Source organism: Psychrilyobacter piezotolerans (assembly GCF_003391055.1).
Taxonomy (GTDB): Bacteria; Fusobacteriota; Fusobacteriia; order Fusobacteriales; family Fusobacteriaceae; genus Psychrilyobacter; species Psychrilyobacter piezotolerans.
In genome coordinates this window covers 172,573-185,392 of the sequence record NZ_QUAJ01000002.1, presented here as the reverse complement: position 1 = coordinate 185,392, position 12,820 = coordinate 172,573, and the positions used below count along the sequence as shown (strand labels likewise).

General features: G+C 34.2%; 10 protein-coding genes and 1 riboswitch. Of the genes, 8 read left to right on the top strand and 2 right to left on the bottom strand.

Annotated features, from left to right (window positions below; genetic code table 11):
• Positions 1-200 precede the first annotated feature (200 nt).
• The 7 genes from tpiA (at position 201) to DYH56_RS02145 (ending at position 8,016) form a co-directional block, all read left to right on the top strand.
• Positions 201-965 (top strand): triose-phosphate isomerase, encoded by a 765-nt coding sequence (gene tpiA / locus DYH56_RS02170; protein ID WP_114641205.1) that lies wholly within the window; start codon positions 201-203, stop codon positions 963-965.
• 97 nt (positions 966-1,062) lie between these two features.
• Positions 1,063-2,589 carry a 2,3-bisphosphoglycerate-independent phosphoglycerate mutase gene (gene gpmI / locus DYH56_RS02165; protein WP_114641204.1) on the top strand — a complete coding sequence of 509 codons (1,527 nt, stop codon included), beginning with the start codon at positions 1,063-1,065 and terminating at the stop codon, positions 2,587-2,589.
• Between the two features lie 190 nt (positions 2,590-2,779).
• On the top strand, positions 2,780-4,987 hold the full coding sequence (locus tag DYH56_RS02160; RefSeq protein ID WP_114641203.1) for a transglycosylase domain-containing protein: 2,208 nt from the start codon (positions 2,780-2,782) through the stop codon (positions 4,985-4,987).
• 414 nt (positions 4,988-5,401) lie between these two features.
• The gene (locus DYH56_RS15810) at positions 5,402-5,545 is read left to right on the top strand and encodes a hypothetical protein (protein WP_158539017.1); all 144 of its coding nucleotides are present in this window, start codon (positions 5,402-5,404) and stop codon (positions 5,543-5,545) included.
• 2 nt (positions 5,546-5,547) lie between these two features.
• The gene (locus DYH56_RS02155; protein ID WP_114641202.1) at positions 5,548-6,765 is read left to right on the top strand and encodes a hypothetical protein; all 1,218 of its coding nucleotides are present in this window, start codon (positions 5,548-5,550) and stop codon (positions 6,763-6,765) included.
• A 98-nt stretch (positions 6,766-6,863) separates the two neighbouring features.
• On the top strand, positions 6,864-7,805 hold the full coding sequence (locus DYH56_RS02150) for a tetratricopeptide repeat protein (RefSeq protein WP_114641201.1): 942 nt from the start codon (positions 6,864-6,866) through the stop codon (positions 7,803-7,805).
• Positions 7,806-7,809: 4 nt separating this feature from the next.
• Positions 7,810-8,016 (top strand): hypothetical protein, encoded by a 207-nt coding sequence (locus DYH56_RS02145; protein WP_114641200.1) that lies wholly within the window; start codon positions 7,810-7,812, stop codon positions 8,014-8,016.
• 162 nt (positions 8,017-8,178) lie between these two features.
• Here DYH56_RS02145 and DYH56_RS02140 read toward each other — a convergent pair whose 3' ends face one another.
• Together DYH56_RS02140 and DYH56_RS02135 are read right to left on the bottom strand one after the other, a co-directional pair.
• Positions 8,179-8,958: an ABC transporter ATP-binding protein gene (locus DYH56_RS02140; protein WP_114641199.1), complete on the bottom strand. Its 780-nt coding sequence runs from the start codon at positions 8,956-8,958 to the stop codon at positions 8,179-8,181.
• Between the two features lie 449 nt (positions 8,959-9,407).
• Positions 9,408-10,427: a FecCD family ABC transporter permease gene (locus DYH56_RS02135; RefSeq protein ID WP_114641198.1), complete on the bottom strand. Its 1,020-nt coding sequence runs from the start codon at positions 10,425-10,427 to the stop codon at positions 9,408-9,410.
• A 250-nt stretch (positions 10,428-10,677) separates the two neighbouring features.
• A riboswitch (cobalamin riboswitch) is annotated at positions 10,678-10,873 on the top strand.
• Between DYH56_RS02135 and DYH56_RS02130 the strand changes: the two genes are divergently transcribed.
• A complete protein-coding gene (locus tag DYH56_RS02130) occupies positions 10,874-12,799 on the top strand; it encodes a TonB-dependent receptor (RefSeq protein ID WP_147269583.1) in 1,926 nt (641 codons plus the stop codon). It begins immediately after the preceding riboswitch.
• Positions 12,800-12,820: the final 21 nt, after the last annotated feature.

The following is a 12,820-nucleotide window of genomic DNA, read 5'->3' as shown; positions in this document are numbered from 1 at the left end:
TAATCATCTGTGATTAAAATGTGTACTATTTAATGTTTGAAATATGGAATTTTATATGCTAGAATTTTAAAAGAAAACAACTCTTCCTTTGGATGGAGTTTCACGATTACTAATATTTCTTTTTAATCGAAAGAAATATTGCAATGTGATAAGGAAACCTGGGTAGAGATAAAAGTAAAATAATATTTGGGAGGCATAAAATGAGAAAAACGATAATTGCAGGAAACTGGAAGATGAACAAAACACATAAAGAAGCAGCTGAAACATTGAAGAAATTAGCTGAATTAGTAATAGATAGAGAAAACTTAGGTGGAGTAGAAGTAATCATAGGAGCTCCATTTACAGCACTTGAATCTGCAGTAAGAGCTACTGAAAATACACCTATCGCAATTGCAGCAGAAAATATGAATGCAAACGAATCTGGAGCATTTACAGGAGAAATATCTGCAACTATGTTAAAGGAATTGGGAGTAGAATATGTAATCCTAGGACATTCTGAAAGAAGAGCAATGTATGGTGAAACAGATGCAATTGTAAATGCAAAAGTATTAGCTGCATTAAAAGCAGGATTGAAGCCAATCTTATGTATCGGTGAGCAGTTAGAAGACAGAGAAACTGGAAAGACAAATGAAGTTAACGGAACTCAATTAAAAGGTGGATTATCTGGAGTATCAGTTGAAGATATGAAAAACGTAATCGTAGCATATGAGCCGGTATGGGCTATCGGAACTGGGGTAACAGCAACTCCTGAGATGGCAGAGGAAACTCATGCATTCGTAAGAAGTGTATTGGTAGAATTATACGGAAATGACGTAGCTGAAGAAGTTACTATCCAGTATGGTGGATCTATGAAGCCGGAAAATGCAAAGGAATTATTAGCACAAAAAAATATAGATGGTGGATTAGTTGGAGGAGCTGCACTTGATGCAGAAGTATTCTACGGTATCATCGCAGCAGGAAAATAGTAAATAAGAAACGTGATGTTTCATAAAAACAAGACACGGAGTATTCCGTGTCTTGTTTTTAAAAGGTAAAAAAATAAAACATAGGAGATGATTTAATATGGCAAAGAAACCAGTTATGCTGATGATATTGGACGGTTGGGGAATAAATGAGCATAAAGAACAAAAAAATGCAATTGCAGATGTGCACCCGGAAAATATATGCAAGCTGATGAAGGACTATCCTAATTCTAGGATCAAGGCAGCAGGAGAAGCTGTGGGACTTCCAGATGGTCAAATGGGTAACTCAGAGGTAGGACATCTTAATTTAGGAGCAGGAAGGGTAATATACCAGCCACTGGTTAAGATATCAAAGGATATCAAAGATGGAGAGTTTTTTGAGATAGAAACATTAAAAAAGGCATTTAGCCATGCCAAAGAAAACAATAGTGCAGTACATTTAGGAGGACTGGTATCTGACGGTGGAGTTCATTCTCATATAACTCATATTTATGGATTGTTAGAGATGGCTAAAAAATCAGGAGTAGAAAAAGTGTATATCCATGCATTCCTTGACGGAAGGGATACTCCTCCACAATCAGCGGATAAATATGTAGCAGAATTAGAAGCTAAAATATCTGAGATTGGTGTAGGCCAGATAGCAACTGTTGCTGGTAGATACTATGCAATGGACAGGGATAATAACTATGACAGAACAAAGTTAGCCTACGATGCCATGGCTAATGGAATAGGAAATACTGCAAAAGACGGGATCACAGCTGTTAAAGATTCATATACAAATAAAATAAATGATGAATTTGTAATGCCCACAGTCATAGAAGGTGTAGACGGGCAGTTGAAAGATGGAGATGTGTTTATCAACTTCAACTTCAGACCAGATAGAGCCAGACAGATCACAAGAGCTGTAAATGATAAGGAGTTCACAGGTTTTCAAAGGGAATATAAAGAGATAGAAGTACTGTGTATGAGACAATATGACGCTACTATCGATGCAGATATCATCTATACAGATGATAAAATAGTAAATACATTGGGTGAGGTATTGGCTAAAAATAACCTGAACCAATTGAGAACAGCAGAAACTGAAAAATATGCCCATGTTACTTTCTTCTTTAATGGAGGGGAGGAAATTGCCTTTGATGGCGAGGATAGAAAATTAGTAGCTTCTCCTAAGGTAGCTACCTACGATTTAAAGCCTGAAATGAGTGCATATGAGGTGACAGATGGTGTATTAGAGGCGTTAGAAGAGAATAAATATGATGTAATCATATTAAATTTTGCTAACCCTGATATGGTAGGACATACTGGAAACTTTGAGGCAGCTAAAAAGGCTGTAGCAGTAGTGGATGAGTGTGTAGGTAAAATTGCAGATAAGATGCTGGAATTAGATGGTGTACTTATGGTTACAGCAGATCATGGAAATGTAGATCTGATGGAAGATCCAGAGACCCATGTGCCGTTTACTGCCCACACAACCAATGATGTACCGTTTATCTTAGTATCCAATAGATATAAGGATGCCCTGGTAAAAGACGGGAAATTGGCAGATTTTGCTCCTACAATATTAACTGTTTTAGGAATAGAAGTGCCTAAAGAGATGACAGGAGATATATTAATTAAGAATTAATCGACAACCGGGAACTAAAAAAGGAGTTAATATTTTATTAGCTCCTTTTTTATATCCTTCCTTTTGCAAAGCTGAATCATAAATTGACTCTTTATAACAAAAATGGTATCATACTTTGATACTGTTTTATATTACAATATTACAATATTTCAATAAAGATACTATATTTTAATAAAAAGAGGTAAAAATTATGAAAAAATTATTTAAATTTTCTTTTGTGGGGGCTGTAGCAGTATTTGCTGCTATGTCTCTTTTGGGTCTTGTTCTTGTGATAGGAGCATTTAAAAGTCTTCCTAATGTTGAGGAATTGGTAGAATCCTATGACCCTTCTGTGCCCACTACAATTTATGATTCCAATGAAAAGGTGGTGGATCTCATCTCCAGAGAGATGCGGGAGATGGTAACCATGGATGAAATACCCGATTATGTAAAGGATGCCTTTGTGGCTATAGAAGATAAGAGGTTTTACAAACATCCGGGACTGGATCCCATAAGGCTGGGAAAAGCTGTTCTGGTAAACCTGTCTCAGGGAAGAATTGCCCAGGGTGGAAGCACTATTACCCAGCAGCTGGCCAAAAATGCATTCCTAAGCAATGAAAAAAAGCTCATGAGAAAGGTAAAGGAAGTTCTTATAGCTTTGGAAATCGAAAAAAAATTCAGTAAGGATGAGATCTTGGAAAAATACATCAATGAAATCTATTTTGGTTCCGGGTTTTATGGAATCCAAACAGCATCGGAGTCCATCTTTGGGAAGCAGGTATCTGAACTAAACCTTCCTGAAGCAGCATTGCTGGCAGGAATTCCAAACAGACCATCCTACTATAATCCCAGAAAAAATCTGGAGAATGCAGTGAAAAGATCCCGTCTGGTGCTAAAGCAGATGAAAAAACAGGATCTCATAAGCCAGAAAGAATATGAGCAGGCTGTAAAACATAAGTTCATCGGGGAAAAGGAGTTTACTAAAAACTTTAAAGGAGATGACTTTACCTCTGTGATAAAGGAGAAGAGCAGCAGAAATTATCTTAAATCTCCGGAATTTACCGATATCATAGAAAAAAAGCTCTTTGAGTTATTTGATGAAAATACAGTATACGAAGGTGGACTTCAAGTATATACATCTCTTGATCTTGAGATGCAGAAAATCGCACTGGAAACCTTTAATGAATATCAGCCCTTTAAAAATAATCCCAGGCTTCAGGGTGCTCTCATAACCATAGATTCCAGCAATGGTTATGTAAAGAGTATAGTAGGGGGGAAAAACTTTAAGGACGGAAATTTTAACAGAGCTATAAGGGCTGAAAGACAGGCAGGATCTGCCTTTAAACCTTTTGTCTACTACACTGCCCTTGAAAAGGGGATATCTATGAATGCAGTGAGGGAAGACTCGGAGGCTAAGTTTGGGAAATGGGAACCCCAAAATTACGGTAAGAATTTTACAGGAGATGTAACCCTTCTTGAGGCAATGGAGAAGTCTATAAATATAATAGCCATCAAGCTGCTGAAAGAAATAGGAATTAAAGAAGTAATTGAAACTGTTGAAAAAACCGGAGCACATATGGATATTCCAAAGGATCTTACTGCTGCTCTGGGGACAATGACCACATCTCCCTATGAGCTGGCCACTGCCTACATACCTTTTTCCAACGGAGGATATAAGATAAATCCCGTATTCATCACCAAAATTTTGAATAGAGAGGGACATATAATCTACGAAACCCCTGTGAAGATGGAGAAGGTTTTTAAAAGTACCGATGTATCTTTACTTGTACACATGATGAAGGGTGTGGTTGCCAATGGTTCGGGGAAAACTGCTAAAGTGAAGGATAGGAAAGGGAACCCTATAGAACAAGGGGGGAAAACGGGAACTACAAATGATTTCAGATCAGCCTGGTATGCTGGTATTACACCTGAATATGTAACTACTCTCTATGTAGGTTATGATGATAATTCATCTATGCCGGCCGGTTCTACCGGTGGTTCTCTGGCTGCTCCACTCTGGAGAAAATATTATCAGAAGATGATAGATAAGGATGTCTATAAGCCCGGAAAATTTAAGTTTATGGAGAACCATATAAGCAAAGGAGAGCTTGTTCTGGTGGATATAGATTCCAAAACAGGTTTTGCAGGAGAGCCCACCATGGGATCAAAAAGAACCGGACTCTTTAAGAGGGGGGATGAACCTGAAAAAGAACCCAGGGGACACTTACTGAGACTAAAAAAATTCTTTGGGAAAGATACAGAGATCCTAGATGAAGATGTAAAAGAGATAGAAGCTGAAATTATAGATGAAGACCAGGAAGTTACAGGTGAAGAAGAGGAAGATATCGATGCAGGGATACTGGCTAAGGATATAAAAGAGACAGATTCAAAAATTATAGATGAAGGGGATCATTCTTAAGGTAACGGATAAAAAAATGAGCCGATGTAAACTTTACCCAAGGAAACTAAAAAAAAGTATAGTTAGGCTGAGATGATTTTTGTATTGTACAGGAGTCATCTTTTTTTAGTTCCATTGATATCTATGGGTACAGTTTACTTCGACACTCTTTTTTACCACCTATATGTGATTCCTGCTACTCCCTTGGCATAAAAACCATTTTTTTTTAAGAAAACGTTAGTTGAGATACTAAAATTGAAAGAAAAATTAGTTTTTTCATATTATATCCTCCTAAAAATAAAACTATATCTACATAATTTAAAATAAGTAAAAAAATCCTATAAAAAATATAAAATAAAAGGAAAATCGATGTTTTTTTTGAAGATATTAACTAATCAATGAACAAAGAAAGAAAGGAGAGTTTTTATGAAATAGATGAAAAAATTGATATTAAAGATAAGAAAGGAGAGCCCGGAAGATTTTATTATAATTCCACAGAATGGAACAGATATTTGTTTTGGAGGCAGAGGTGGAATAAACGCCATAAATAGCTATAAAAGCTTTGAGAAGGAGGAATGAGAATGGATAAAAGAAGGCAGAATATTAGATTTTTCCTAGAAAATATTTTTTACTATATTTTAATATTTTTTTTATTTAAAAACTTAACGGGAAAGGGAGAAGAATTTCTAAATTTGAATATTCATCCACTATTTATTTTGACTGGAATAATGGCGTATAGATATGGAATGTATTTAGGGATTATAAGTGCAACAATGGCTGCATTTGTGTATATCTACAGTTATCTAGAGTTAGGGCACAATATTGTAGTATTTTTTTATGATTTTAAATACTATAAATTTATCCTAATGTTTTATATTATATCCTTTATTCTAGGAAGAATAAAAGATAATCAAAAAGAAAAATTAGGTGAATTGAGTGAGGAAATATCACTATTACATAAAAATTATAAGAGTTTGTATGAAAATAATAATAAATTAATGTACATAAATAATCGTATGAAAGGTCATATCATTAAATCTGAAGAAAGTGTAATAACTCTTTACAATATCGCCAATACCTTGGATATCTTAGATCCTGAGGAGATAATCACTAATTTAATAGGGGTTTTTAGAACGTATATAAATGCAGAGGTGATTTCCTTATACACTGTTGATAGTTCAAAAAAATATATGAGGCTCAAGGAGGCTGTAGGAGAAAACAGAAAATTACCCAGCTCTATAGAAATATCCGAGTATCCAGAATTTAGTAGGGTGATAAAGGATAAAAAGTATGGTAAGAGAGATGGGGAAAATTTGAAAATTCCAGTATTCTACGCACCTATTTTAAATAAGGGAGAGGTAATAGCAATATTGAATATAGAGAGGCTATCCTATGAAACCTATACTATTTATACAGAAAAAATCTTTGAAATGTTGGTATCTTGGACTACTAAATCGATCTCCAATGCAATATCTTATACTGAAAAAATAGAAGATGAGATTTATTATAAGGGAACTAAGATTATGCGTGAAAAATTCTTTGAAAATAGAATGAAAGAGGAGAAAAAAAGAACAGAGATGTTTGAACTTTCTCATGTTTCGATTAGATTTAGGATGTTGGTGGAGGATCTGAAAAAAATAAGATTAGTGGCAAGAAGTGGGGATATAGCAGGTTATTATGAAAAAGAAAAAATCCTTTGTACTATATTTCCTGCTACCCCTTTAGAGCGTGGAAATTTATTGAAATCTAAGATGTTGGAAGAAAATATAGGTATTTTGGAGGAATATTATGAAGATTAAATATTTAATAGGATTAATATTTGGTTGATAGTCTATGATGGAGTTAGTACCCTTTGTTTAAAAAATAAGATATCAATTATATTAAAGTAGGTGATGGAATGTATAAGTTAACAATATTATTATTGACAATATTAGAAGCCAGGATAACGTATATGGCTTTTTATTTGGAAAGTTTAAAATTTTCTAATTTTTTAATCCTACACGGGTTGGTAGCACTGGTTTTATTTTTCCCCAACCAATATAATAAAAGGGATATTTTTATGTCTAATAGATTAACTGTTGCGATTCCCTTTGTAGGAATATTTCTCTATCTGATAGATCTAGTTTTTTTTAGGGGAAATGATTTTAAGGTAGTAGAGGAAGGTTTTGATTTTGAAAAATATTTAGATAAAGAAAAATTTTTAAAAGAAGTGGAGTTAAGGGAGGAGTTAAAATTAATCGGTGCTAATACTAAAGGAATAGATGAAAAAAAAGAATTTATAACAAAATTAAAACCTCGAGATATAAAAATAAGAGTAAGAATGTTGAAAAAGGGTCTGGTAGATAAAGATATAGAGGTAGTGCATTATTCAGCAGTTGTATTTAATCAGTTATCTGAAAATTTTGAAAAACAGCTAAAAAAATATAAAAAGTTATATAATAAATCGAAATTAAGGAAAGATTTCCAAAATTTAATTGGTTTTTATGGAAAATATTTAGAGGTAGGGATATTAGAGGGGGAAATTCTGAAGGTGTATAGGGAAGATTATATAAAACTCTTAGAAGAACGGATATTAATAGACGACGAGTTAGAAGACCATATAAAAATTTTAGGTATGTATATAACTTTAAAAAATTATTCGGAGGCAGAAAAAAGAGGGGAAAAACTTTTAGAAAAATATATAAACAATTCTAGAATATACGAAATTATGGCAAAAGTTTACTATGAGAGTGATAACTTAGAAGGATTAAAAAAAATATATTATGAGTGCCTAAAAAGGGATATTGATAACTCTGAGGTGTTAGAAAATATATTTAAAATATGTGGAATAGAGAGGTAAAATCATGAAAAAAAAGGTGATTTGTATAATAGCAGAGGGGCAGCTTCTACCAGTATTAGAAGCTATGTCAGCCAAGATACCTATTATAGCTACAGATGTAGGCGATTGCAAAGGTGTGTTGACTGCTCATAAAGAGATAGGGTTCCTCCCACATCTTATACAGCAATGGCTGCAGAGATTATATCTCTTTATAACAATGAACCTAGATTAAAATTATTGGGAGAGAGAGGCTACGAAATAGTAAATATTATCGGGCAGATAATTTTTTAAATATATATACTAAACTATATGAAGAAGGTTTTGATAGAAAAAATATATAGGATAAATAAATTATTAATAGGGAAAAGGGTTGTTAACTTACAACCCTTTTTATTTATTTAGTGGAAAAGCATTTTGGAATATAATTTATAGACAGTTTATTGGTATAGGGATTTTTAGACAGGTATACTTCTACACCGAATACATTTTTAAAATTTTCCTTGGATAAAACTTCAGCAGGAGTACCGATAGCTATGATATTCCCCTCCTCTAAAAGGATGAGTTTATCACAATATGTAGCTGCAATATTCATATCGTGGATTGCAGAAAACATAGTGATATCCAGGGATTTCATAATATCCATTATCTCCAACTGGTATCTGATATCCAGGTGATTTGTAGGTTCATCTAAGATAAAGAAATCATTTTCCCCTGCAATGGCACGGGCAATCATAACTCTTTGCTGTTCTCCGCCGGAAAGGCTCAAAAAGCTCCTCTTTTCAAAATGAGATAACCCGACTTTTTCCAAAGCCCCTTTGGCTATCTCGAGATCTTTTTTAGATGTAGAAGAAAATATGGAGGAATGAGCATATCTTCCCATGAGAACGATATCTATAATGGAAAAGTCAAAGTCTCCCCCTGAATGCTGTGTGAGGGTGGATATTTTCTTGGCTAACTCCTTGGAGGAAAAACCATCTATAGGGGTGTTGTCGATGAAAATACTGCCATTGGTAGGAGTCAGTATATTATATATATTTTTCAAGAGGGTAGACTTACCGCAGCCATTGGGACCTATAATCCCAACAAATTCGCCTTTTTTTATTTCAAAATTTATATCGTTTAAAATTTTTGTATCATCTATTTCAAAACTTAAGTTTTCAATTTTTAATTTCAAATTTATCCTCCCTATTTGTAAATAATTTTTTTACTTAAAAAGCCTTGACGCATAACTGAAACTTAGAGTTATGAATATAACTCTGTAGCTGAACTTAGTCAGATATAAGAGATCGTTTGAAATTACAATCTCGATATTCCTGTAGACTAAATTCTGACATTTAAATACAGATAAAACCAAACCTTCTTTTGAATTTAATTCTTTTTCTAGATATTACTCTACTCCACAGTATATCTTTTGCGAGTTTCGTCGCACCCTCCATGCCCATCAGGCATCCCACTAAGAAACGGGGATCCATGATCTTACTCATATAATATCATTTAGAAAAAGTCTGCTTTTCTTTCCTCTATTTCTTTTTCAGATAAAAAGAAACAGAGCCAGTTAAGGGTGGAAGCCTTGGAACTTTTTTATCACTTTCATGAATAATTTTTTATTATCTGGATGCAACCTTATTTATTAAAATTATAGATACTTTTTTTCATGATCCATAAAAAGAATGGTGCTCCTAAAAACGAAGTGACAATTCCTACAGGAAGTTCATTGGGAGCCATCACTACCCTGGAAAAAGTATCAGCCAGAGTAAGAAAAAATCCGCCTAAAAATATGGATACTGGTATAAGAACCCTGTGTTTGGAACTGGTTAGTTTTCTGGAAATATGGGGAATAATAAGACCGATAAATCCTATGACACCACTTATAGAAACTAAGACCCCTGTAAGAAGGGTAGATGTAAGAATAATTATAATCCTTATCTTATTGGTGTTGACTCCTAAAATTTTGGAACTTTCCTCTCCTAAAAGTAAAATATCCAGTTCCCGATGAAAAAACATCATTACTCCAAAGACAAATAGCAGTAAAGCAGTCAAAAGATAGATAGATGACCATTTAGCCCCGCTTAAACTACCTACAATCCAAAATAATGCTGTATACAGATCTCCGTTCTGGGCGGAGAAAGTGATGAAAGTAGTAATAGAGGAAAACATGGAGGAGATGGCAATTCCTGTAAGGACCAGCTTAGTAGAACTATAATTTCCGCCGATATTAGCAATCCTGAAAACCAGGACAGAAGCTGTAATAGCTCCTAAAAATGCCATAAATGGAGTACCTAAACCACCAATGTTAAGTCCTATGATAAGGGATAAAACTGCCCCTGTAGAAGCCCCACTGGAAACTCCTAAGATATAAGGGTCGGCAAGGGAGTTCTTTGTAAGAGCCTGCATAAGGACTCCAACCAAGGAGAGTCCGCCGCCTACTAAGAAAGCTAAAAATATACGAGGCAACCGGAGTTTTAATAGGATTATTTCTAAATTTTGATTCCAAGTGACCTCAAATAAATTATGATCTGTAATGGAATTGATAAGAATTTTTAGTGTGACCACGGGGTTTATCTTTATGACCCCCCTTGACAGGGCAAAGATCGTAGCTAAACTTCCTATAAATAGGAAGATAAAAAAAGTTTTTAATTTCATGGATGAGACTCCTTTATATTTTTTGATAGTTTAGGAAAGATAAAAATCATAAAATCCTAGATTAGATTCAACCTTACTTTTTTATAATAATCATACTAATATTAAGATAGATTCATAAAAATGTCTAGAAATATATTTTTTTAATACCTCCTCAGTTGAACCACAAGGAAGGTCTGATCTTTAAACACTGACAAAATTCGGATAACATACTAAATGCAAACAATTAAATTTTAATTAATAAAATGTTAATATCTTGACATTTTTTTATAGTTTTTGTAAACTGAGAACGAAGAGAATAATAATAGGGAAACTAGTGCGATTCTAGTACAGCCTTCACTACTGTAGAAGTGGACGAAACCATCATTAACCACTGAGGAGAAACCTTGGGAAGGGATGGGAGTAGGAAGAAACTAAGTCAGGACACCTAATCTGAGGGGAGAAAAGAGATGATAAAAAGAGCAGGGGTTTTAGCCCTTATTTTGGCATGCACAGTTTATGCCAATGACGTGAATGAGGATCAGTATTTTGAGGAAAGCGGAGTAATCAGATTAGAGGAAACAACAATATCCGGAGACGGTTTTGAAAACACGGTAAGAAATACACCTAAAAATATTACCATAATTACTGCAGAGGATATAAAGGAAAGCGGAGCTAAAAATGTAGTGGAAGCAGTAAAATCAGTACCAGGAGTAAAAATAAGTGAGGGGATGAGCAACACAGGGGTAATCGATATCAGGGGGCAGGGAGCTAATTATAATAGAAATACAGCTATTATCTTAGACGGGGTAAAGATGAATCCTATCGATATGTCGAATTTTAACCTGTACAGCATACCTATTGAAACAGTAGAAAAAATAGAGATAATCCCAAGCGGGGCTTCTGTAGTCTACGGGGATAATACCGTAGGGGGAGCTGTAAATATCATTACTAAAACTGGTAAAGGAAAAGACAGTTTGACTCTTCAGACGGAAGCAGGATCATATAACCAGTTAAATTCAAATGTAGGATTTAGTACTACAGCAGGGAAATTTAAGGTTTTTGGAAATGCCGGAAGAAAAAATACCGACGGGTACAGGGATAATGCATTCTTAAAATCAGACGATGTAATGGCAGGGACAAAATATCAGATAAATGAGGCCAATGCCTTAACACTAAAATATGACTATCATAAAGATCATATGGGATTCCCCGGATCGTTATCGGAAGATCAAATAGATCATGACAGAACACAGGCTAGCTCAGCGGATGACTGGGGTAAGAATGAATCCCATAGATTTAATCTGGGATATAACTATAAGCAGGATAATTTAGAGATAATAAATAATGTAAATTATTATAAAAATAATTATAATTCTTATATGTGGGGATCAGAAACTGAAAAAGATACAAATAACTTATCCAATGATTTTAAAATTAAATATAATACCGACAGAAATAAAGTTATAGCCGGATTTGATATTCTGGAAGGTAAGGTTGAAAATTCAAGAAACACAGATACTTGGGCTAAAAAGCAGAGTATAGGCGGGTTTATATCGGATACTTACAGTCTTACGGATAAATTGGATTTCACAGGGGGAATCAGACAGCAGCATACTAAATTTAAATATTCTGTAAGTGATGAAGATAAGACGTATAATAATACAATCTATGATCTGGCATTAAACTATAAATACTCAGATACCGGTTCAACTTTTATCAGCTATGGAACTGATTTCAGGACTCCTACAACGGATGAACTTTTACAAACTTATGGAGGAATCCAGTTTAACAGTGATTTAGAACCTCAAACTGGGGAAAACTTTGAGATCGGGGTAAAGGATTATATTGCAGAGACCTTTGTCAGTGCATCGGTATTTCATAAAATAGTAAAAGATGAGATATATTATAATTCAAATACAAGGACTAATACTAACTATGACGAAGACAATAAAAAAATAGGTTTTGAATTGTTGGCTGAGAGAAAAATTATGAAAAAATTAACCTTGACTACATCTTATTCTTATTTAGAATCCAAGATAGACGGGGGAGAAGATAAAGGTAATGAAACTCCAGGAGTGCCTAATCATAAGTTCTCCATAGGAGCAAAATATGATTTCACGGAAAAGTTGAAGTCTAATTTACTATTAAACTATGTAGGGTCATCTTATGCATTTGGTGATGAGACTAATGAGGAAAGCAAGGTAGATTCCTATACGACTTTAGATCTTAATTTATCATATAAGATAAATGATTCTTTCGATATTTACGGAGGAATAAAGAATTTAACCGATGAAGAATACTATGAATATGTAGGAGAAAGCTCATGGTCAGGAAGATATTATTATCCAGCACCAGAGAGAAGATATTATGTAGGATTCAGATATACAATGTAAGGAAAAAGCCTCAGAAATTTA

Excerpts from the sequence above, each read along its gene's own strand:
- DYH56_RS02150 (WP_114641201.1), top strand. The coding sequence starts at position 6,864 with ATGTATAAGTTAACAATATTATTATTGACAATATTAGAAGCCAGGATA.
- gpmI (WP_114641204.1), top strand. The coding sequence starts at position 1,063 with ATGGCAAAGAAACCAGTTATGCTGATGATATTGGACGGTTGGGGAATA.
- DYH56_RS02130 (WP_147269583.1), top strand. The coding sequence starts at position 10,874 with ATGATAAAAAGAGCAGGGGTTTTAGCCCTTATTTTGGCATGCACAGTT.
- DYH56_RS02160 (WP_114641203.1), top strand. The coding sequence starts at position 2,780 with ATGAAAAAATTATTTAAATTTTCTTTTGTGGGGGCTGTAGCAGTATTT.
- DYH56_RS02145 (WP_114641200.1), top strand. The coding sequence starts at position 7,810 with ATGAAAAAAAAGGTGATTTGTATAATAGCAGAGGGGCAGCTTCTACCA.
- DYH56_RS15810 (WP_158539017.1), top strand. The coding sequence starts at position 5,402 with ATGAAAAAATTGATATTAAAGATAAGAAAGGAGAGCCCGGAAGATTTT.
- tpiA (WP_114641205.1), top strand. The coding sequence starts at position 201 with ATGAGAAAAACGATAATTGCAGGAAACTGGAAGATGAACAAAACACAT.
- DYH56_RS02155 (WP_114641202.1), top strand. The coding sequence starts at position 5,548 with ATGGATAAAAGAAGGCAGAATATTAGATTTTTCCTAGAAAATATTTTT.
- DYH56_RS02135 (WP_114641198.1), bottom strand. The coding sequence starts at position 10,427 with ATGAAATTAAAAACTTTTTTTATCTTCCTATTTATAGGAAGTTTAGCT.